This window comes from Winogradskyella sp. A3E31 (assembly GCF_046720935.1).
Taxonomy (GTDB): domain Bacteria; phylum Bacteroidota; class Bacteroidia; order Flavobacteriales; family Flavobacteriaceae; genus Winogradskyella.
The window spans coordinates 45,441-67,926 of record NZ_JBHNWH010000008.1 but is presented as its reverse complement, the minus strand read 5'-3'; the positions used below and the strand labels follow the sequence as shown (position 1 = coordinate 67,926).

The window sequence follows — 22,486 nt, the reverse complement described above, 5'->3', positions numbered from 1 at the left end:
AGTAAAGATAAGACCTGTTTTTAAAACTTGAAGGTAAAAATCTGAATTAACTAAAAATTAGTAATTAAAATTATGAGTTGCTTTATCTTTATGCCTGAATTTAAGTGAAACTATGCCAACTGAATGTATTTCATTTAGGGAAACCAACTATTTCTCTGACCTAATTTGCGATTATCTCGATCAAAAGCCTGAATTAAAAGCATTTTATAATCGTTACCCTTCATTAGAAAATTTTGCTGAACAGATTGAAGAGAAATCTAAAAGTGGTCACCTTGAGCGCAGTCGAAAGGTACTTTTAGAGGTATTAAAAGAACAATATCAAAATATTGAAACTTCGGAATTGACCTCAGAACATATTGAAAGTCTGACATCACAAAAAACATTCACCATCACCACAGGGCACCAACTCAATCTTTTTACTGGGCCGCTTTACTTTTTATATAAAATTATATCGGTTATTAATCTTACCAAAGAATTAAAGGCAGCATACCCAGAGTACAATTTTGTACCAGTCTATTGGATGGCCTCGGAAGATCATGACTTCGAAGAAATCAACTACTTCAATTTTAAAGGCACCAAAATTCAATGGAATAGTAGCCAAACAGGAGCTGTTGGCCATTTTAATTTGGAAGGGCTAGATGCAGTTTACAAAGTTGTTGCAGAAGCTTTTGGACCAGGAGAAAATGCAGAGCAATTAAAAATATGGTTTGAGAGTGCTTATTTAAAACATAAAAATTTGGCAGATGCCACTCGTTATTTAGCTAACGAACTTTTTGGAAAACACGGTTTGGTTATTATAGATGCAGATCATAAAGATTTAAAACAGTCGTTTATTCCACATATTAAAAAGGAATTGCTAGACCAGAGCAGTTTTAATGATGTTACTAAAGTGAACACCCAACTTGAAAGTCTAGGCTATGGCATCCAGGTCAATCCAAGAGAAATTAATTTTTTCTATATCCATGAAGGTATTAGAGAGCGCATTGTGTTTGAAGATGGAGTGTATAAAGTCAATAACACATCTATGTCTTGGAGTAAGACTGAAATGTTAAAACACCTTGATGAAGTGCCAGAGCGTTTTTCACCGAATGTGATTATGCGCCCGTTATATCAAGAGGTGATTTTGCCAAACCTTTGCTACATAGGAGGTGGGGGAGAATTAGCGTATTGGCTGCAATTAAAACAAAACTTTGAAAGTCATAAAGTAACGTTTTCGATGTTGCTTCTCAGAAACTCTGCTTTAATAAAGTCTGAAAAGCAAGATAAAAAACAACAGAAATTAGGTGTTACTAATTCTGATTTATTCTTAAAACGAGAATCCTTTATCAACAAAAAAGTACGTCAGATATCTAATATTGATATCGACTTTTCAGATCAAAAAGAACACCTAAAGTCACAGTTTGAAGCCTTATACAAATTGGCAGAGCAAACCGATACATCTTTTGTTGGTGCAGTAAAGGCACAGGAGGTAAAGCAAATAAAAGGACTGGAGCATTTAGAGAAACGCTTACTCAAAGCCCAGAAACGCAAATTGGCAGATGAGGTAGAGCGAATGACAGATATACAAGAGCAACTGTTTCCTGGTCAAAGCTTACAAGAACGAAACACAAATTTTTCTGAGTTGTATTTGGAATATGGAGATAATTTAATTGAGAGATTAATGGAAACACTACAGCCTCTTAAAGGTGATTTTTTAGTGTTAACAATTTAAATTAAAAATAGGTGTGCCAAACTGGGATTTTGCATTGCAATTTCTATTTTTGCACATGCAACATAACAAAGTCCTAATTTTAGATTTCGGATCGCAATACACACAGCTTATTGCACGCCGAGTAAGGGAGCTCAACATCTATTGTGAGATCCATCCATTTAACAAAGTGCCATTAGAAATTGATGACTATAAAGCGGTAATCCTATCAGGTAGCCCTGTGTCAGTGCGTTCAAAAGAGGCATTACATCCAGACCTTTCTCAAATAAAGGGAGTAAAACCATTATTAGGGGTGTGTTACGGAGCACAATATTTAGCACATTTTTTTGAAGGGGAAGTTGCAGAATCCAATACACGAGAATATGGGAGGGCAAACTTGTCTTTTGTCAAATCTGATGATTCATTTTTTGAACATATCAATGAAGGCAGTCAAGTATGGATGAGCCATAGTGATACAATTAAATCACTCCCTAAAGGTTCTGAATTATTAGCAAGCACTCACGATGTTAAAAATGCAGCATACAAGATAAATGATGAACTGACCTATGCTATACAATTTCACCCAGAAGTGTATCATACCACTGATGGTAAGCAATTGCTGGAAAACTTTTTGGTCAATATTGCTAAGGTAGAACAAGACTGGACTCCTCAATCTTTTGTGGAAGAAACAGTAGAAGAGTTAAAAGCTAAGCTTGGCGATGATAAAGTTGTATTAGGTCTTTCAGGTGGAGTAGATTCTTCTGTAGCTGCTATGTTATTGCATAAGGCTATCGGAAAAAACCTGTATTGTATCTTTGTAAATAACGGGTTACTTCGTAAAAATGAGTTTACGGATGTACTAAAACAATACGAGGGTATGGGGCTCAATGTAAAAGGTGTGGATGCTTCGGCACGCTTTTTGGATGCCTTAGCAGGAAAGAGCGACCCAGAGGAAAAACGAAAAACCATCGGTCGCGTGTTCATTGAAGTGTTTGATGATGAGGCCACGAGCATACAAGATGTAAAATGGTTGGCTCAAGGTACCATTTATCCGGATGTAATAGAAAGTGTATCAGCAACAGGCGGTCCAAGTGCTACCATTAAAAGTCATCATAATGTCGGCGGATTGCCAGATTTTATGAAACTAAAAATTGTTGAGCCTTTAAAAGCATTATTTAAAGATGAAGTGAGACGTGTTGGTGCTTCTATGGATATGGATGCTAAGCTTTTGGGTAGACACCCGTTTCCTGGACCAGGATTGGCAATTCGTATTCTTGGAGATCTAACCGCTGAGAAAGTCCGTATATTACAAGAGGTCGATGCTATTTTTATTAATAATCTACGATCTTGGAATCTATACGATAAGGTGTGGCAAGCAGGAGCCATGTTATTGCCAGTTAATAGCGTAGGGGTTATGGGCGATGAACGTACGTATGAAAAGTGTGTGGCGTTGAGGGCCGTTGAAAGTACGGATGGGATGACAGCAGATTGGGTAAATTTACCCTACGAGTTTTTGCAAAAAACATCAAACGAAATAATAAATAAAGTAAAAGGCGTTAATAGAGTAGTATATGATATTAGCTCTAAACCGCCAGCGACTATAGAGTGGGAATAGGTATTCCCCATGATATATGATAAACATTTAATAAAATTAAAGCACCAAACATGAAGCACATTGTAGCAATTTTTATTCTTTTATTCAGTTTTGGGCTAAATGCACAGGAGTATCGCACTCACAAAGTAGCACCAGGGGAAACCTTACAACAGATTGCCAAAAAATATTTAGTAACACCGTTTGATATCTTAGCCTTAAACCCAGATGCTAAAACAGATTTCGGTCAGGGTACAATTTTGATCATTCCTACAGCAAGTGAAAAAAATAAAGCAATTGTTGAGGCCTCCCACCAGATTATTGGCTTTAAGAACCATAAAGTTCGACGTAAGGAAACACTATTTAGTATTTCACAGCAATACGGTATTGCAATTGACTCTATTAAAAGACACAATCCAAAATTATATGCAGAAACCCTACAAAAAGGAGACCGTATAAAAATCCCAAGATACAAGACCATAGTTTCAAAACAAACTATGGAGAATACCATAAAAAAGTATGCAGTAAGACCAAAAGAAGGTAAATGGCGAGTGGCTTACAAATTCGGGATTACAGTGCCGCAACTAGAGGCATTAAACCCTGATATGAAAGAAGTGTTACAACCAGGGGATGTACTTAATGTTCCTAACATTGCTGATAACGAAGAGAAGCCATTAGAAGATCAATTTGAATATTACGAAGTATTGCCAAAAGAAGGTTACTATAGACTGAATATAAAGTTAGGCCTTACTGAAGAACAATTAAAACAGCTTAATCCAGAATTAGAGAAAGATGGTCTTAAGGCGGGTATGATTTTAAAAGTACCTTCAGATATTTCTGTGATGAATGTGCTAGAGGAAACCGAAATAGTAGATTTAGGAAACTCTATTACAGATACAGAGACAAAAAAAATTGCCTTGCTTTTACCGTTTCGTTTGCAACGAATAGACTTAGATTCTGTTCAAGAAACTAAAGCCATGATGAAAAACGATAGGATGCTATCCGTGACCTTGGATTTTCATTCTGGAGCTTTAATGGCTCTTGATGCCGCTAAAAAGTTAGGTGTCTCATCTGAACTTAGCGTTTTTGATACTGAGAATAGAGTTTCAGAAATTTCAAATCTGGTAAGTCGAAATGACTTTACAAAATACGACGCTATTATTGGCCCGATGACTACTGGTAATTTTGATCGTTTTGCCCAAAGGCTGAGAAATGAAGATGTTCCGTTAATTGCTCCAATGGCCATTCCTTCACAGGTGTATGATAATGTATATCAAACTATTCCTGATAGTGAAGTATTACAAAATAAAATGATTGATTTTGTGAAAGCTGATTCGGTAAAACAAAAAGTGATTATAGTGGCTGATCGGAGTGCATCGGCATCAGTAGAGTTACTAAAAAGGCATTTTCCTACTGCATTTCTTTTGTATTCAAGAAAAACAGAAAAGGGTGCTGATGCCAAATACGTTTTAGTAAGTGATTTAGAAAACCTATTTGTAGAAGGAAAAAATGTGGTGTTCTTAGAGACTACTAGCGATGCATTTGCATCGAATGTTATTAGCTTATTGAATGGTCTCAATATGGGCGACAAAAAAATTGTATTGTCAACTTTAAATAGGAATAAAGCTTTTGAAGGTAAGGATGTTGAAAATACACATTTGTCTAATTTAAGTTTTCAATACCCATCCATTAATAAAGGTTTTAATGAAGAGCAATTGGACGAGTTTATTACAAAATACGAATCCAAGTATGGTGTAAAGCCAAATCGATTTGCAATCCGAGGCTACGACGTTATGTTAGATACCCTGTTGCGTTTAGCATCTGAAGAAGGTAACCTTTACGAAGCAAGTGGAAGTGGTGCGGAAACTGAATACATTGAAAATAAATTCCGTTATAACAAAAAGCTCTTTGGCGGTTATGTCAATGAGGCTGCTTACATCGTTCACTATAATGATTTAAGGATTTTACCGATTCAACAATGACATCGAAAGTAATTTACTTAGGAAATCTTAGAACGGAAAATGTTCATACCAAGTCAGGTGATTCTTATATCACTGATGCTCCGATAGACAATAATGGCAAGGGTGAAGCGTTTTCTCCTACAGATACTGTTGCGACGGCTTTAGCCAATTGTATGCTGACAGTTATGGGAATAAAAGCAAAAACCATGGATTTTGATATAAAGGGAGCTACAGCTGAGGTAACCAAAACCATGGCAAGCCATCCGCGTAGGATTTCAAAAATTGAGGTGGTATTAACTTTGCCATGTGAAGCTGATAATAAGACCAAAAAAGTATTAGAACACACGGCAGAAACATGCCCAGTACTTTACAGTTTGCATGCTGATATTGAAAAGAAAATAATTTTTAACTGGAAATAGTGACATTTAAGTCTTTCCTTATTATCGCTTTAGCATTTACGCTGATGTCATCATCAAACGATGGTGAATTTTCTTGGAGCGAAACCAAGAAATTAACATGGGCAGATTTTAAAGGTAAGCCAGATAAAAATTCTGATGCTGTGGCATTGACGGCTTCTGGTATAACATTCGGGTATTCCTACCGTCAGCAAAGAGGTAGTGGGGAGATTATTAGTTTTACTACAGATGTAAATGCCTATTTTTATCCTAGCATGTCTTGGTATCATAAGGATAGAGCTAATAACTATATTTTAGCACACGAGCAATTACATTTCGATTTAACCGAACTCTATGTGCGTAAGTTTAGAAAGGCTGTTAAGGACATACCTATTACTAAAACCATAAAATCAGATTTAAAAAAGCTTCAAAAAGACATTAATTCAGCCTTGTCTGAAGCCCAAAATAAATACGACTTTGAAACCAATCATTCTATAATTCCCGATGCCCAACAACGATGGATGGATTCTATTCATATTGAATTGGAAAAACATAAAGAATTCAAATCACAATAAATGCTTTCAGGAAGTAAGGAAGCTCTCGTTGAATTAGCCCACTACAAAATGCCATTCGGTAAATACAAGGACCGATACCTTATAGATATTCCAGAATATTATTATACATGGTTTAGGCAAAAAGGATTTCCAAAAGGAAAGCTCGGCATGATGATGCAACAAATGCACGAAATAAAAATCAATGGGCTTGAAGAATTGATTTATACTATTAAAAAACGGAACTTGAGATAGAGATTAACTGAATATAATGCCACATCAGATTCTACTCCAATAAAACATTTCAACAAAGCATAAACAATACACTAAAAAGTCGTTTAATTTCGTAAATTTGCCTGCGTTTAACAGCGCAACATGACTACAGATCCTAAGTACATTTTTGTAACCGGAGGAGTATCTTCATCACTTGGAAAAGGTATTATAGCAGCTTCTTTAGCTAAATTACTACAAGCACAAGGTTACAGAACGACCATTCAAAAATTAGACCCTTACATCAATGTAGACCCAGGGACTTTAAACCCTTATGAGCATGGCGAATGTTATGTTACAGATGACGGGGCAGAAACGGATTTAGATTTAGGTCATTACGAACGTTTTTTAAATGTACCGACTTCACAAGCTAATAATGTCACTACAGGTAGGATTTATCAGAGTGTTATTGATAAGGAAAGACGAGGGGAGTTTTTAGGTAAAACCGTTCAGGTCATTCCTCATATTACTGATGAGATTAAAAACAGAATTCAGATTTTAGGAAATTCTGGTGAGTACGATATTGTTATTACCGAGATCGGTGGTACTGTTGGTGATATTGAGTCTCTACCCTATATAGAATCCGTACGTCAATTGAAGTGGGATTTAGGTCCAGAAAATGCATTGGTCATTCATTTAACTTTGGTGCCGTTTCTTTCTGCAGCTGGTGAGTTAAAGACCAAACCAACACAGCACAGCGTAAAAACATTGATGGAAAGTGGAGTGCAGGCTGATGTTTTGGTGTGCAGAACCGAGCACGAATTAAACGATGGTATAAAAGTAAAATTGGCACGTTTCTGTAACGTAAAAAAGGAAGCGGTCATTCAATCTATAGATGCTTCAACCATTTATGACGTTCCGAATATGATGTTGGATGAAGGTCTTGATAAAGTTGTTCTCGAAAAATTAGGATTACCAAGTATAGCGCCAGACCTTAAACAGTGGAATCAGTTTTTAGGGAGATTGAATAATCCAAAAAACGAAGTCACTATTGGTTTAATTGGTAAATATGTAGAACTTCAAGATTCTTATAAAAGTATTTTAGAAGCCTTTATACATGCTGGTGCAGAAAATGAAATTACCGTCAATGTTGAAGCTATTCATTCTGAATATTTAACGGATGGAAACATAAAATTTAAGTTACAGCATTTAGATGGTGTTTTGGTGGCGCCTGGATTTGGTGAACGTGGGATAGAAGGAAAAATTGAGGCTGTAAAATTTGTACGCGAGAATAATATCCCATTTTTGGGAATATGTTTAGGGATGCAGATGGCAGTTATAGAATTTGCAAGAAATGTATTGCATCTAGAAAATGCCAGCTCAACAGAGATGGATGAAGGCACTCCACACCCAGTTATTGATTTAATGGAGTCTCAAAAAGATGTTGTGGACAAAGGTGGTACAATGCGTCTAGGATCATGGGATTGTGATTTAGAGGATGGGAGTATCGTTTCAAATACCTATGATGATCAAATCATTAAAGAGCGACATAGACATCGTTATGAATTTAATAATGCATATAAAAAGCAATTAGAAAAAGCTGGGCTAAAAGCAACAGGGTATAATCCTGAAACAGGATTAGTAGAAATTATTGAATTGCCAAGCCACCCATGGTTTGTAGGTGTTCAGTATCACCCAGAATATAAAAGTACTGTAGCAAATCCGCATCCTTTGTTTGTGGCATTTGTTGGCGCAGCTCTTAAACACAAATTAAAAAAATAGAATGCCAGTATGGCACAATCATATCAATTGGATAGCTTTTTGCTAAGACTTGATACGTTATCTGGTACATATTTAGAAATTAGAAAACAAATAACCGTCGCTAATTTTAGCATCCTCGAAAGGCAATCAACATTATGGAAGAAAAGAAATTAGATATTAATTCAATCATCGGATTTATCCTCATATTTGGGATTCTTATTTGGATTATGTATCAGCAGCAACCAACGGAAGAAGAAATAGCTGCTCAGAAAAAAGCTGAGGCTGAAAAGGTAGAGGCAGAAAAGCAACCTGAAGTTGTAAAAGAAGATACTGCTGTAACAACGGCCGAAGATTATTCAAACACAGGGCAACTGGATTCCCTTCAGCAAGTGGCGCTTCAAAATAAGTTAGGGGCTTTTGCTTATGCATCTTCACTACCTTCTGCTACAGATGAGGAAACGACTGTAAATACTGGTGTTTTTGAATTAAAATTTAAGAATAAGGGTGGACATCTGTCTCAAGTGAAGTTAACCCAGTTTGTAGATTACGATTCGGTGCCGATTTATTTAGTGAAGGACGGTAACTCAAAATTCAACATCAATTTCGCGACGACAGATAACAGAATATTAAATACAAGAGATCTTTACTTTCAACCTAGTGTTAGCAAAAGTGGTGACAATACTGTGGTCTCTATGAGACTTAAGGTATCTGAATCAGATTATTTAGAATACCGATACGAACTTAAGCCTGAGGACTATATGATAGATTTCTCGATTAAGTCTGAAGGTTTAGACGGTATTATAAATGGATCTCAAGAAATTATATTGGATTGGGAGCAAAAAGGTATTAGACATGCCAAGAGTATTTCTTACGAAAATAGATACACCCGCCTCACCTACATGCACGAAGAGGACAAAATTGACAAGTTGGGCCAAATGGGTGATGATAACGAAACGGTCGAAGATGTTGAGTGGCTATCGTACAGACAGCACTTCTTTAGTACCATATTAGTTGCTGATGACCCCCTTAAAAATGTAGCCATTTCCTCTAAAGATTTGGTTGAAGATGAAGAGGTAGATACCTTATATACAAAGTTGTATGCCTCTAAAATACCTTTAGAATTTAAAGGTGGTGCAATAAACGAAACTTGGGGTATGTACTATGGTCCTACAGACAGTAATATTTTAAAAACCTACGATAAAAGTTTAGAGGAAAGTATTCCTTTTGGTTGGGGGATTTTTGGATGGATCAACAAGGCCATTTTTATCCCATTATTTAATTTCTTAAGTGGCTTTTTACCGTATGGTATTGCAATTATAGTTATGACTATTTTGGTGAAGATTTTATTGTCATTTGTACAATACAAACAATTTTTATCTCAGGCTAAGATGAAAATTTTAAAGCCAGAGTTAGATGCTATTAGAAAGAAACACAAGGACAATAAATTAAAGGCGCAACAGGAAACGATGGCACTTCAGAACAAAGCTGGAGCAAGTCCATTGAGCGGTTGTTTACCAGGACTGATGCAGATACCTGTGTTTTATGCCTTGTTTATGTTTTTCCCGACAGCTTTTGCATTACGACAAAAAAGCTTTTTGTGGGCGGATGATTTAAGTTCTTACGATACTATTGCTAACCTACCTTTTAGTATTCCGTTTTACGGTGATCATGTGAGTTTATTTCCAATTTTGGCAGCAATAGCTATTTTCTTCTACATGAAAATGACAACAGGGCAGCAAATGGCTAGTCAACCAACGCAAGAAGGTATGCCAGATATGGCAAAGATGATGAAGTACATGATTTACTTTTCACCGTTACTAATGTTGTTCTTCTTTAACAATTATGCCTCTGGTTTAAGTTTGTACTATTTTGTGTCTAACTTAATTAGTATTGGCATTATGCTGGTCATTAAAAACTACATCATTGATGAAGAGAAGGTTTTAGCCAAGATTGAGGTAAGTAAGAAAAAGCCAAAAAAGCAAAACAAGTTTCAGCGAAAAATGGCTGAGATGATGGAGCAAGCTGAACAACAAAAGAAAGCACAGCAAAAGCGTAAGAAGTAATTTTATATTATACCTTATCATTCTGAACGCTGAGATGAATTTCTTTTGTTACACTAAATAAAAAAGCCCTTCAAATTATTTTGAAGGGCTTCTACTAACTAAATCAATCAATATAAAAATGAGGTAATCAGCCTCGATCTTTCTCTTTCATTTATTGTTGTGGTAATATGACTTTGTCAATAGCATGTACTACGCCATTTACACATTGAATATCTACCAATGATGGGATTATATTACTTACACGATCATTAGGGTCTGTAATTGTTAATGCTGATGCATCTAATTGTACATCTCCACCTAATGTAGTAACTGCGCCTGTCATTAATTCGTTCGACGTCACATTAGCGCCAGCTACAACATGAAAGCCTAAAACAGCTTCAACAGTTGCTGCATCTAAATCGGTAAGTGCAGTGATACTTAATTCAGTTAATAGGTCGGCAAATGCAGTGTTTGAAGGTGCGAAAGCCGTAAATGGTCCATCACCTGACAATGTTGCTGTTAAATCTGTAGTAGTTTGCGTATCTGCATAACCAATAGCTTGTACAAGAATACTTAAATTTGGATTTGCTACTGCATGGTCTACAATAGTTGGCGGTAATAAAACTTGATTTATGACATGTACTCTTCCATTAGTTGCAGTTAAATCTGGTGTTGTAACATTGGCACCAACTGCTGTAGATGATCCACCATTCAACTCTAGAGTTGTTCCATTCAAATTATAAAATAAACTTAAATTGTCATCATCAGCACCAGTTGCACCTGTATTTGTGTATCCAGACCCAGCAGAAATAAGGGTTGCAGAATCTACATCTGCACCAATTATAACATGATTTAATAATACATTGGTTAAAACATCTACAGGGATATCGTCAACTGTAGTCCAACTAGAGTTGCTATCTAATAAAGCTTGAAAAGCCGTATTGGTAGGTGCAAATACTGTAAAAGGCCCTGACCCTTCTAATGTAGTGACAAGATCAGCACGAATAAGAGCTGATACCAATATTGAAAAATCATCGCTACTTGTGGCAATATCCACCACAGTAGTTGTATTGGCTACAGGTCCAGTAGCATCATCGTCGTCACTACAAGACTGAAAGCCTATAAATAGTGCCAATAATGGTAATAATTTGAGGAAGTTAGAAATAAATTTCATTTTTTTGAGTTTTAATTTTAATACAATTAATTTTTTGTTCAACAAATATAGAAAATGATTAAACAAAAGTTATTACTTGCTTTATTTTTTACCATTATTTTAACAAGTTTAGGGGCTCAAAATGATGTCAATCAGTATGATAAAAGTGGCAAGCGTCACGGCGTATGGACTAAAAACTATGACGGTACGGACATCATTCGTTATAGTGGCACATTTGACCACGGAAAGGAAATAGACACGTTTAAATACTATAAAGTTAAAAACAAAAAGGCTGTTTTAAGTGCCATCAAAGTCTTTAACTCACAAAATAATTTGGCCAAAGTAACATTCTTAGCTTCAAACGGAAAAAAAGTGAGCGAGGGTGAAATGGATGGCAAAAAGTTTATTGGCAAGTGGGTGTATTATCATAACAATTCAGATAAGATACTTATTGAGGAAGTTTATAATTCTGAAGGTGTATTAAACGGAGAGCGGCTCGTCTATTATATTAATGACAATATAGCAGAGAAAGCCTTGTATAAACAAGGAAAGCTAGATGGCCCATCGTATTGGTTCACCGAAAAAAAAGACACACTTCGTATGTCAACATACAGCGATGACAAACTTAATGGCCTCAGCATATATAATGATGCTTCAGGGAAACTCAGTGCCAAAGGCGACTACAAGGATAATTTAAAAGTCGGTGCGTGGTTGTACTATAAGGATGGCGAGTTAGAAAAGGAAGTAGATCACTCTAACTAATAGTTTATAGCAATCCATACTATAGTTTTCTTGAATATATAGAAGGATTAATTGCCGTTTTATTTTGTAATTTTGCCGTTCGTTTTCGAACAAATTCAGACTTAGATATTTAAACATGAAACGAGTCATCGTCGGACTTTCGGGTGGAGTGGATTCCAGTGTAGCAGCCTATCTTTTAAAAGAGCAAGGCTATGACGTTATAGGCTTATTTATGAAAAACTGGCACGATGATTCGGTAACCATTTCTGATGAATGTCCTTGGTTAGAAGACAGTAACGACGCCATGCTAGTTGCTGAAAAATTAAATATTCCTTTTCAAACGGTAGATCTTAGTGTTCAGTATAAAGAGCGCATTGTGGATTACATGTTTAAAGAGTACGAAAGTGGCCGTACTCCAAACCCGGATGTGCTTTGTAATCGAGAAATAAAGTTCGATGTGTTTATGGACATCGCTTTAGAATTAGGTGCTGACTATGTTGCTACAGGCCATTACTGTAGAAAAGCAAGTTTTGTAAAAGACAATAAGGAAATACACCAATTATTGGCTGGAGTAGATGGCAATAAGGACCAGTCTTATTTTTTGTGTCAGCTTTCGCAAAAACAATTGGCTAAAGCGCTTTTTCCAATTGGGGAGTTAACAAAACCTAAAGTGAGGGAAATAGCAAAGGCCCAAAACCTAATAACGGCAGAAAAGAAAGATTCACAAGGCTTATGTTTTATTGGTAAGGTAAGGTTGCCAGAATTTTTGCAACAACAGTTAAAACCTAAAGAAGGTGTTATTGTTGAAATTCCGGATAATCAGGAATTTTATTCTGATGAGTTGCCAAATTTTAAATCCAAGATCCAAGAATTAAAGCATTTATCCGAAAGAAGACCGTATAAAATTGACGATGGTAAAGTGGTAGGTAAGCATCAAGGTGCCCATTTTTTTACTAAAGGACAGCGTAAAGGACTTGCAGTTGGTGGTACTAAAGAACCATTGTTTGTTATTGATACTGATGTTAATGAAAATGTTATCTATACAGGTCAAGGTAAAGACCACCCCGGATTATTGAAATCTGTACTTTTTGTTTCTAATGAAGATTTGCATTGGGTGAGAGAGGATTTGTCATTAGCAGAAGGGAAAACCATGTCAGTTGAAGCGCGAATACGATACAGGCAACCACTTCAGAAAGCAAAACTTTATAAAGTGTCTTCCGGACTCTATGTAGAATTTGAACAGTCACAATCTGCAATTACTGAAGGCCAATTTGTCGCTTGGTATATTAAGGACGAGCTCATTGGTTCTGGTGTAATTAGCTAGAAATATTTGAGTTGTCATTCCTGCGCAGGCAGGAATCTTCTCATTTATTTCTAATGCTTTGAATTATGTATTCATTATTTTTATGTCCTAAATATTAAAACGAGTCATGCTTAATTTGTATGGCTTAATATCTTATAAAACCAATAATGCAAAACAGAATAACATCACTTTTCAATATAAAATATCCCATTATTCAAGCAGGTATGATCTGGAATAGCGGCTGGAGATTAGCCTCAGCTGTGAGTAACGCTGGTGGTTTAGGTCTTTTAGGCGCAGGCTCTATGTACCCAGAAGTGTTAAGGGAACACATTCTAAAGTGTAAAAAAGCCACAGATAAACCTTTTGGTGTCAATGTACCGATGTTGTATCCTAATATTGAAGATATTATGGATATCATTGTTGAGGAAGGTGTAAAAATAGTCTTTACGTCGGCAGGTAATCCTAAAACTTGGACGAAGTGGCTTCAGGAAAAGGGGATAACTGTAGTGCATGTCGTGAGTAGTGTAAAGTTTGCATTAAAGGCTCAAGACGTAGGAGTTGATGCAGTAGTGGCTGAAGGCTTTGAAGCTGGCGGGCATAATGGACGAGATGAGACGACGACCTTAACACTCATCCCAATGGTAAAAGACCAAATTGACATTCCATTGATTGCTGCTGGTGGTATTGCTACAGGCAAAGCTATGTTGGCCTGTATGATTTTAGGTGCGGATGCCGTACAAGTGGGTAGTCGTTTTGTGGCGAGTGAAGAATCTTCAGCTCATGATGCTTTTAAAAACGTAGTAGTCGATGCAAAAGAAGGTGATACCCAATTAACCCTAAAGGAACTAGCACCAGTAAGACTTATTAAAAATAAGTTTTACAACGACATTCAAGAGTTATATAAAACCTCACCAACAATTGATGAATTAAAAGACCTTTTAGGACGAGCAAGAGCAAAACGAGGCATGTTTGAAGGTGATTTAGAGGATGGTGAATTGGAGATTGGTCAGATTTCAGGATTAATTGACGATATAAAACCTGCAGCTCAGATAGTTGCGGATATGATGGTTGAGTTTGAAGAAGCAAAAAGAAAAATAGCAGAATTATAGCTTGAGAAGTTTAATTTTGCACCATGGTACTTTCCAACTACACCAAAGAATTTAGATATAACCTAAAATTAGCGACACCTGTTATTTTAGGGATGCTCGGGCATACGCTCGTTGCTTTTGTGGATAATATCATGGTAGGTCAATTAGGTTCGGCAGAATTGGCTGCAGTGTCTCTGGGAAATAGTTTTATTTTTATCGCAATGTCTATAGGCATTGGTTTTTCTACTGCCATAACACCTCTGGTTGCTGAAGCAGACGGTGAAAACAATTTTGAACGAGGTAAATCAGCTTTTAAGCACGGTCTATTTTTATGTACTGCTTTGGGGCTTGTTTTATTCTTACTCCTACTTGTTGCTAAGCCTTTAATGTATGTTATGGACCAACCAGAAGAAGTGGTTGTTCTCGCTGCACCATATCTAGATCTGGTGGCATTTTCGTTGGTTCCGTTAATTGTTTTTCAAGCTTTTAAACAGTTTAGCGATGGGTTGTCCTTGACAAAGTATCCCATGTACGCAACTGTTATTGCTAATATTATAAACATAATACTAAACTATCTTCTTATTTTCGGAGCCTTTGGGTTTCCAGAAATGGGTATTGTTGGTGCAGCGTTGGGTACATTGATTTCACGATTTGTTATGCTGATCTATATGTGGTGGTTATTGGCAAAAAAGAAAAAATCAAAAGCTTACGTCACCAATATTAAGTTCTTTCAGTTAAGTAAAAAAGCCATAAATAAACTTACTGGTCTAGGTTTTCCAAGTGCCATGCAAATGCTATTTGAGGTCGCTATTTTTACAGCAGCTATATGGTTAAGTGGCACCTTGGGTAAAAACCCGCAAGCTGCAAATCAAATAGCATTGAATCTATCATCGATGACATTTATGGTCGCTATGGGATTGAGTGTAGCAGCGATGATTAGAGTTGGTAACCAAAAAGGGTTAAAGGACTTTAAGGCCTTAAAACGTATTGCAGAATCTATTTTTTTAGTGGGGTTTATGTTTGCTGTGATTTTTGCCTTGTTATTTGTTGTTTTCCACAACGTATTACCACATCTCTATGTCGATGCTAACGACCCTATAAATGCAGTTGACACCATTGAGGTGATAAAAATAGCCAGTACATTATTATTGGCTGCAGCGGTATTTCAAATTAGCGACAGTCTTCAGGTTATTGTTTTAGGTGCTTTACGTGGGCTCCAGGATGTAAAAATTCCAACATTTATGACCTTTGTTGCTTATTGGCTAATCGGTTTTCCGGTGAGTTATTACCTTGGAAAAGAAGACGCTTATGGTAGTTTGGGTATTTGGTTAGGGTTATTGGCGGGTTTAAGTTCAGCGGCTATTCTTCTCTTTTTTAGATTTAGGTATCTTACAAGAAAGTTAATTGCTAATAAAGCGTGATTTAAATATTTGAAGAAAAAACTAACTTTAGAAGCCAAATAAACTTGTACTTTATAACTTTGAATTTTTAAACTCTAAACTAATACATGGAACTTCCTAAATTCATTCTTGGAGACAACACGGACTACCCAGATGCTATATTTATTATTCATACCGAATTCCCAAGGTTTATCATCAACCTTGAAAATGATGAAGTCGAATGGTTTGAAGAATTCGATGCTCATGATGAAAAGGAATTAGAATCAGAAATGGAGAACTACATCAATGAAGCAACCGCATTTTACGATAGGGAAATAGCAAGATACGACGACTAATGTTAGACTGGCTTTTAGAAAACGATACAGAATTATTTTTATTCCTTAATAACCTTGGCTCAGAATCTTGGGATCAGTTTTGGTTGATCGTAACACACGAATATACCTTTGCACCACTTTATGGACTGCTATTATTTTTAATTTATAAAAAGTATGGATTAAAACCGTTGATACTTATGGTCTTTGTCATAGCAGCCATGATTACTTTTACAGACCAAATGACCAATGTCTTTAAAGACACTTTTATGAGACCAAGGCCATGCAGGGCAGAAGGCATTATGGATCAGGTACGGTTTATTGCGGTGCGCTGTGGTAAATACGGATTCTTTTCCGGACACTCCTCCAATTCCATGGCGGCAGCAATTTTCGGTGGTTTGGTCTTAAGGACTTATTTTAAAGGGATCATTTACTATCTTATATTTTGGAGTTTTGTGGTCGCTTACAGCAGAATATACGTAGGTGTACATTACCCCTTAGACATTATTTGTGGTTTAACTTTCGGTGCATTATCCGGTTTAATGTTCTACAAATTGAATAAATACCTTTTAAAACGGTTTATTTCCGACTAAGTAAGTACACATCATTTTTCAATCTGTTCTTATAACCTCTTTGATCTTGCGCAGCAAAATTCAAGTCATAAGTACCTATAGATTTAATGGTATATAAATCAGAAAGCGATGAGTCGCCCAAGGGTTTGTTAAACTCCGTAATCAAATAAAACGAGGTTTCATTAGGAATAGTAAAGCCTTCTTCTGAATTTAATGAAGGAACTTTGTCACCATAGTTCCAAACGGCTTCAGGTGAAATACTGCCTAGACTGTAAGCTGGGAGGTTTTCTGTTCTTAATTCTGAAATGGGTTTAAATCCATCGTGTTGCTGAGTACTGATTAATGGTAATGCAAACACTCCTAAAACAAGCATAAGTCCAAAACAGAGATAGACAACGTTTTTCATGTGCTTTCGTAGCATGTTTTTAAAAATCAAAAGACCAATACTGACTAAGAGTATTGATGCTAAGGAAAATAAAACCCATTGTACTCCAGAAAAATCACCAATAAATATAAAGACAGCTATAGGAAACATAATTCCTATTGTACCTATTAACCCAAAATTAAAATACACGGGATAGGTGTCTTTTTTTGAACTTAACGTTTTAAAATGCTGAATAAGATATTCAATATAAAACCCAATATTTAGGGCTAAAGGGATAAGCACTGGCATTAAGTAGCGCGATTTTTTTTCAGGAATAACGGATAAAAGGACCACAGCCAAAAGTGTCCAGAATAAAGTGAATTTGTAAATTTTTAAATTAGAAACCTTTGATTTCATATAAGGATACAGCAGGCTTATAAAAGCAGGAATAGTCCATAAACCGCTTTGGGTAAAAAAGCTCCAATAGTAATAAAATGGGCGGACATTATAGCTGCTCCAATTCCCTGTTTCCTTAGTGGCAATTTCTGTAAAAGTAATAGGGTCAGCAATGCGAACATACAAATACCAAAGACCACCAATGGCAATACCAAAGACAAAAAGCGTTAAGAGCTTAAGGTTTTTTAATAGTCCTCCATTGTACTTAAAAACAATACCATAAGACATAAGAAACGGCAAACATAGGGCATATAGAGATACTGGACCCTTAGAAAGTACTGATGCTGAAATACAAAGTGCAAATAGAATACCATAAAGTACAGAAGTCTTGTATTGCAGTTGCTTTAAGAGATAATAGATGGCCATTATCATAAAGCCATGAGCATAAATATCCCACGGTGCTTCAATAATGATTCCTATAACATAAAATGAAGTCATAACAATAAACCCATTTCTAAGGCTATGGTTATGAGGCAGCTTCAGGGCTTTTGAAATGAGATAGGAGTACACACCAATAATACCGATACACAGTATTGCTGGGATGCGGAGTGCCAACACATTTTTAATACCAAATACCAACCCAAAAAAAGCAGTAATCCATGTTGGTAAAGGTGGTTTTTCATACCGAGGCTCGCCATTCATGGTGGTTAAGATCCAATTATTGTCCGTTAGCATTTCTCGAGCTGAAATAAAATTTCTAGCCTCCATAATGCTTACAGGAACTGCCCAAATAGAGAAGCCAAGCATAAGTAAGGCAAAACACATAAGGCTAGCAATCGGATATTTTTGAATGGTCTTAATCACGTGTTTTTCGAATTAAAATGGCGTTCCTAGTGTAAATGACGACACCGAACAGATGACCTATAAAAAGGACAGGGTCTTTTCTAATGATGGCATAAGTTAATATCATTGAAGCACCAATCAAACTTAATACCCAAAAACCCATGGGTAGGCTTGATACTTTTTTTCGTTCAGAATGTATCCATTGATAGACAAACCGTAAAGTAAATACTAGTTGTGCAAGGATTCCTAAAACTAGCAACCAAGTAGGTATGGCCTCGTTCTTAAATAAAAGTTCGAGGTCTATTTTATTGTTGTTGTAATAAAAAATAACAATGACAACGGGCACAATAAAGAGAAAATAGCGTAATACTTTTGGAAATTTTTGCCATTGCCCTTGGAGCTGTAAATTTCTAATGTATATAAAATAAGTTAATGCTTGGCCAAGCATAATGGCAAAGTCCAACCGCAGGTAACCGTATATAAACAATAGGAAAGAGGCTATTAAACTAAGGGTCCAGAATGTAGTAGGTGTAATGACCTTACGTTGCTTTTCTGAAGTAACCCACTGAATGATTAATCGCGATGAAAATAAAATTTGCGCTAAAAACCCTATGCCATAAACGAGGTAATCTTTCATTGACTGCGTTTTGCAATGGTGTAATTGATGTACTTTCGTTTCATCCATAAATAGGCAAAGCAGTCCATTAATGGTCCTAAAAGTCGGTTCCATAACCCGAATTTTGCCGTGCCTGCCATTCGGGGAAAATGCTGTACAGGGATTTGAATGATGTTGCCGTTTTGAAGTAAGATCATCGCTGGTAAAAACCGATGCAGACCCTTAAACATTGGGATGCGTTTGGCATAGTCAGAGTGGATGATTTTTAAAGGGCAGCCAGTATCATCCATACCGTCTTTGGTAAAGCTTCTCCGAATTCCATTGGCAATTTTTGAGGACATATTCTTTACAAAGGAATCTTTACGATCCGCTCTAACGCCAGTCACTAAATGGTATTTTGAGGAGTGCTCAAGCAAGAGGTTGAAATCTTCTGGAGCCGTCTGTAAATCTGCGTCAATATAACCCACAAGAGGACTCTCCACAGTATCAAAACCAGCTTTAATCGCTGCGCTTAAACCTCGGTTGTCTTCAAAAGAAATAAAATTAAAGTGTGGCTGTCGCTCACAAATAGTTTCAATTAAATCCTGACTGTTATCTTTTGAACCATCATTGACAAAAAGAATTGACGTTGGCACAGAAGCTATACCAATATAATGTACAAGTTCCTGTTCTACACGTTCAAGATTTTCTTCTTCATTATAGACAGGAACAACAATGGTCAATTGGTAAGGCATGCGTTTTTACTTTGTGGCACAAAAATATCGTTTTTTTACTATACTTTTTGCCCTAGTAGGTTTAAACCTAAAAATGCTGTTACTTTGTAGGACAATTAGTAGATAAATATGAAGTTTTTAATCACTGGTGCAGCCGGTTTTATTGGGTCTCATTGTGCTGAAAGATTACTCGAGCTTGGACACTCGGTTATAGGGGTTGATAATTTTTCTGACTATTACAGTACTGATCTTAAGGAAAAGAATGCAGAGGGTATAACTTCAAAAGGGGGTGAGATTAAAAGATTGGATTTAAGAACAGATGATTTGTCTAAATCATTGTCTTTAGATTTTGATTATATCATCCACTTCGCAGCACAACCAGGGATTTCACAAAGCTCAACATTTACGGACTACTTCTCCAATAATGTTTTGGCGACCAAGTATCTCGTTGATTTTGCTTTAAAATGTAAAGATTTAAAGCTCTTTGTAAATATTGGAACCTCCTCTATTTATGGTTTGGAAGCTACGTCTTCTGAGGAAACTGCTCCTAAACCTGCCTCTTACTATGGGGTTACAAAATTGGCAGCTGAGCAATTGGTGATGCAAAAAAGTAGAGAGAAAATGATGAAAGCTTGCTCTTTGCGACTCTACTCCGTAATTGGACCCCGTGAACGTCCTGAAAAAATGTATACCAAATTGATAGATTTGGGCTTAAAGGATGAAGCCTTTCCATTGTTTGAAGGTAGCGCCTCCCACTTAAGAAGTTTTACGTATGTTGGTGATATCATTGATGGGATAGTCAGTGTCATTGGTAAAGAAAAAGAATTAGATGGGGAGATTGTCAATCTAGGAACCGAAGTGGAGCACACAACTCAAGAGGGTATCAATACCGTTGAAAAAGTATTGGGTAAAACCATACAGATAAAAACAATTCCTAAACGAGCAGGTGACCAGTTGCGTACAAAAGCTATTATCGATAAAGCACAGAGACTCTTAAACTATAACCCACAAACGACACTTTTAGAAAGTGTAAGACATCAAGTGGACTGGTATAAGAAAGAAATAGTGAACAACTAATATTACTTCTGAAGTTGTAGTAAATATTCGGCAGCAACAAACGGAGTCGTTTCCCCTTTTTCAATTTTATCTAGCTGTTCTTTTAAAGCTTCTTTAATTTTTGGCGTGTCAAAAAAATCAGATTTTAAGCGTTCTTCTATTGTCTGAAGCAACCAGAATTTATTTTGCTCGTGTCGATGACCTTTAAAATACCCTGAAGCTTTTGTCTCTTTAATATAATTTTGAATCATATCCCATATTTCAGAAATACCTTCGTGTTTTAATGCACTGCACAAAGTCGTTTTTGGAGTCCAACCCGATGCTTTTGCGGGATACAAATGCAAGGCGCGCTGAAATTCGAGTTTAGCAGACTTTGCGGCTTTAAGATTATCACCATCTGCTTTATTAATAACAATGGCATCCGCCATTTCAATAATACCACGTTTTATGCCTTGCAGTTCATCACCGGCACCAGCAAGTTTCAGTAATAGAAAGAAATCTACCATACTGTGTACGGCTGTTTCACTTTGTCCGACACCAACAGTCTCAATAATAATAGTATCATAACCGGCTGCTTCGCAAAGGATAATACTTTCTCGTGTTTTTCGGGCTACACCACCGAGGGAATTGCCAGAAGGTGAAGGTCGGATAAAGGCATCTTCGGACTTTACTAACTCTTCCATTCGGGTTTTATCACCTAAAATACTCCCCTTACTGACGGTGCTACTTGGGTCAACAGCTAGCACAGCAACCTTTTTATTCTCTTTTATTAGGTACAAGCCTAGGGCTTCAATAAAGGTGCTTTTTCCAACTCCAGGAACTCCGGTAACACCGATTCTTAAAGAAGAACTATCACTTAAACATGAGGAAATAAGGTCTTGAGCACTCTTGGCATGCTCGGGATTGGTGCTTTCAATTAATGTGATGCCTTGACTAAGACTTGCAACATCTCCTTTTTTAATACCTTCAATTAAATTTTGAATAGAACGCTGTTGTTGACGTTTTTTTTTAATGGTATCAGCAGACTTTTGGTTTAAAATTTCAGCATCTGAAACACCTTCCTTTTCGCTTAACGCAGAATTGGGTTTATGTTTGGGATTCTTCAAAATTTCAAGTCTTTTTTAAGGTTTTGATGGTTCTACTTTTGTAATAGGGATGGCGATCTTGGTTTTGTCCCAGGCCATGGTGAGCTTTAAGTCACCTGTTGTATTATCAAAAGCTATGGTAAAGTCTTCTACAACGGTTTCTAAATTCTGTGTTGGTACAACCAGATTGATGACATCATAGTTGGGATCCCACATAGGTTCCATTTTTTCATCCACACCCCAAGGATATTGTTTGCTGTTAAACATCACTTTCCAGGTGCTATCCATGGGTACCGTCCAAAGTGTGTAGTCGCCTTTAGGCAATGCATAACCGTTAATTTTTAATGGTTTGTTTGTGGAAAAGGTAGTGGCTTCATTGGCACCGGTTCTCCAGACCTGATTGTAAGGAACCAAAGCACCAAAAATATCTCGATCACGTTTTGAAGGTCTGTTGTATTTAACTTCAAGCTCTAGCTCGTTTAATTCTATTTTTGCGGTATCTGCAGGACTTAACCGTGGGGAAAAAATATTTTCAACAAAATAGGAGTATAAGAAAAGCCCAAAAGCCACTATGACCAATATAATAAGAAGGCGTTTTAAAAACGTATTCATGTAAAAATGTGGTTTAATTTAAAAACTAAAGATAA

At 36.5% G+C, this 22,486-nt stretch carries 21 protein-coding genes; 15 read left to right on the top strand and 6 right to left on the bottom strand.

The genetic code is table 11. From position 1 onward, the window contains the following. Positions 1-112: 112 nt before the first annotated feature. The 8 genes from bshC (at position 113) to yidC (ending at position 10,219) form a co-directional block, all read left to right on the top strand. Complete coding sequence (gene bshC, locus ACFEMA_RS11095; RefSeq protein ID WP_411768270.1) at positions 113-1,711, top strand: bacillithiol biosynthesis cysteine-adding enzyme BshC; 1,599 nt, start codon at positions 113-115, stop codon at positions 1,709-1,711. 55 nt (positions 1,712-1,766) lie between these two features. Next, positions 1,767-3,302 carry a glutamine-hydrolyzing GMP synthase gene (gene guaA / locus ACFEMA_RS11090; RefSeq protein ID WP_411768269.1) on the top strand — a complete coding sequence of 512 codons (1,536 nt, stop codon included), beginning with the start codon at positions 1,767-1,769 and terminating at the stop codon, positions 3,300-3,302. A gap of 50 nt (positions 3,303-3,352) precedes the next feature. Beyond that, positions 3,353-5,260: a LysM peptidoglycan-binding domain-containing protein gene (locus ACFEMA_RS11085; protein WP_411768268.1), complete on the top strand. Its 1,908-nt coding sequence runs from the start codon at positions 3,353-3,355 to the stop codon at positions 5,258-5,260. Next, on the top strand, positions 5,257-5,658 hold the full coding sequence (locus ACFEMA_RS11080; RefSeq protein ID WP_411768267.1) for an OsmC family protein: 402 nt from the start codon (positions 5,257-5,259) through the stop codon (positions 5,656-5,658). Before ACFEMA_RS11085 ends, ACFEMA_RS11080 begins: the two co-directional genes overlap by 4 nt. Before the next feature lie 44 nt (positions 5,659-5,702). Then, positions 5,703-6,209: a DUF922 domain-containing protein gene (locus ACFEMA_RS11075; protein WP_411768266.1), complete on the top strand. Its 507-nt coding sequence runs from the start codon at positions 5,703-5,705 to the stop codon at positions 6,207-6,209. After that, a complete protein-coding gene (locus ACFEMA_RS11070; protein ID WP_411768265.1) occupies positions 6,210-6,440 on the top strand; it encodes a DUF3820 family protein in 231 nt (76 codons plus the stop codon). It begins immediately after the preceding gene. Positions 6,441-6,560: 120 nt separating this feature from the next. Beyond that, entirely contained in the window at positions 6,561-8,177 is a 1,617-nt protein-coding gene (locus tag ACFEMA_RS11065) for a CTP synthase (protein ID WP_411768264.1), read from the top strand. Positions 8,178-8,311: 134 nt separating this feature from the next. Beyond that, on the top strand, positions 8,312-10,219 hold the full coding sequence (gene yidC, locus ACFEMA_RS11060; protein WP_411768263.1) for a membrane protein insertase YidC: 1,908 nt from the start codon (positions 8,312-8,314) through the stop codon (positions 10,217-10,219). A gap of 151 nt (positions 10,220-10,370) precedes the next feature. On the opposite strand, the gene ACFEMA_RS11055 is transcribed toward yidC, so the two are convergent. Further along, positions 10,371-11,372: a fasciclin domain-containing protein gene (locus ACFEMA_RS11055; protein ID WP_411768262.1), complete on the bottom strand. Its 1,002-nt coding sequence runs from the start codon at positions 11,370-11,372 to the stop codon at positions 10,371-10,373. 54 nt (positions 11,373-11,426) lie between these two features. Here ACFEMA_RS11055 and ACFEMA_RS11050 point away from each other — a divergent pair, with 54 nt between their 5' ends. The 6 genes from ACFEMA_RS11050 to ACFEMA_RS11025 all read left to right on the top strand — a co-directional run bounded on the left by ACFEMA_RS11050 (position 11,427) and on the right by ACFEMA_RS11025 (position 16,787). Then, entirely contained in the window at positions 11,427-12,113 is a 687-nt protein-coding gene (locus ACFEMA_RS11050) for a toxin-antitoxin system YwqK family antitoxin (protein WP_411768261.1), read from the top strand. A 115-nt stretch (positions 12,114-12,228) separates the two neighbouring features. Then, positions 12,229-13,416, top strand: coding sequence for a tRNA 2-thiouridine(34) synthase MnmA (gene mnmA, locus ACFEMA_RS11045; RefSeq protein WP_411768260.1), 1,188 nt, complete (start codon positions 12,229-12,231; stop codon positions 13,414-13,416). Between the two features lie 146 nt (positions 13,417-13,562). Next, the gene (locus ACFEMA_RS11040; RefSeq protein ID WP_411768259.1) at positions 13,563-14,504 is read left to right on the top strand and encodes an NAD(P)H-dependent flavin oxidoreductase; all 942 of its coding nucleotides are present in this window, start codon (positions 13,563-13,565) and stop codon (positions 14,502-14,504) included. Positions 14,505-14,527: 23 nt separating this feature from the next. After that, positions 14,528-15,904, top strand: coding sequence for an MATE family efflux transporter (locus ACFEMA_RS11035; RefSeq protein WP_411768258.1), 1,377 nt, complete (start codon positions 14,528-14,530; stop codon positions 15,902-15,904). Between the two features lie 86 nt (positions 15,905-15,990). Continuing rightward, positions 15,991-16,218 carry a hypothetical protein gene (locus ACFEMA_RS11030; protein WP_411768257.1) on the top strand — a complete coding sequence of 76 codons (228 nt, stop codon included), beginning with the start codon at positions 15,991-15,993 and terminating at the stop codon, positions 16,216-16,218. Beyond that, positions 16,218-16,787: a phosphatase PAP2 family protein gene (locus ACFEMA_RS11025; RefSeq protein ID WP_411768256.1), complete on the top strand. Its 570-nt coding sequence runs from the start codon at positions 16,218-16,220 to the stop codon at positions 16,785-16,787. The genes ACFEMA_RS11030 and ACFEMA_RS11025 overlap by 1 nt, the downstream gene beginning before the upstream one ends. On the opposite strand, the gene ACFEMA_RS11020 is transcribed toward ACFEMA_RS11025, so the two are convergent. From ACFEMA_RS11020 to ACFEMA_RS11010, 3 genes are read right to left on the bottom strand one after another with little or no spacing between them, the layout of a single operon-like run. After that, positions 16,774-18,390 (bottom strand): ArnT family glycosyltransferase, encoded by a 1,617-nt coding sequence (locus tag ACFEMA_RS11020; protein ID WP_411768255.1) that lies wholly within the window; start codon positions 18,388-18,390, stop codon positions 16,774-16,776. The genes ACFEMA_RS11025 and ACFEMA_RS11020 overlap by 14 nt on opposite strands. Continuing rightward, positions 18,383-19,006 carry a lipid-A-disaccharide synthase N-terminal domain-containing protein gene (locus tag ACFEMA_RS11015; protein ID WP_411768254.1) on the bottom strand — a complete coding sequence of 208 codons (624 nt, stop codon included), beginning with the start codon at positions 19,004-19,006 and terminating at the stop codon, positions 18,383-18,385. Before ACFEMA_RS11015 ends, ACFEMA_RS11020 begins: the two co-directional genes overlap by 8 nt. Beyond that, on the bottom strand, positions 19,003-19,719 hold the full coding sequence (locus ACFEMA_RS11010) for a glycosyltransferase family 2 protein (RefSeq protein WP_411768253.1): 717 nt from the start codon (positions 19,717-19,719) through the stop codon (positions 19,003-19,005). The genes ACFEMA_RS11015 and ACFEMA_RS11010 overlap by 4 nt, the downstream gene beginning before the upstream one ends. A gap of 108 nt (positions 19,720-19,827) precedes the next feature. Between ACFEMA_RS11010 and ACFEMA_RS11005 the strand changes: the two genes are divergently transcribed. Next, a complete protein-coding gene (locus tag ACFEMA_RS11005; protein WP_411768252.1) occupies positions 19,828-20,775 on the top strand; it encodes an NAD-dependent epimerase/dehydratase family protein in 948 nt (315 codons plus the stop codon). A 2-nt stretch (positions 20,776-20,777) separates the two neighbouring features. Here ACFEMA_RS11005 and meaB read toward each other — a convergent pair whose 3' ends face one another. Further along, entirely contained in the window at positions 20,778-21,863 is a 1,086-nt protein-coding gene (gene meaB / locus ACFEMA_RS11000; protein WP_411768430.1) for a methylmalonyl Co-A mutase-associated GTPase MeaB, read from the bottom strand. Between the two features lie 12 nt (positions 21,864-21,875). After that, entirely contained in the window at positions 21,876-22,451 is a 576-nt protein-coding gene (locus tag ACFEMA_RS10995) for a DUF2911 domain-containing protein (protein ID WP_411768251.1), read from the bottom strand. Positions 22,452-22,486: the final 35 nt, after the last annotated feature.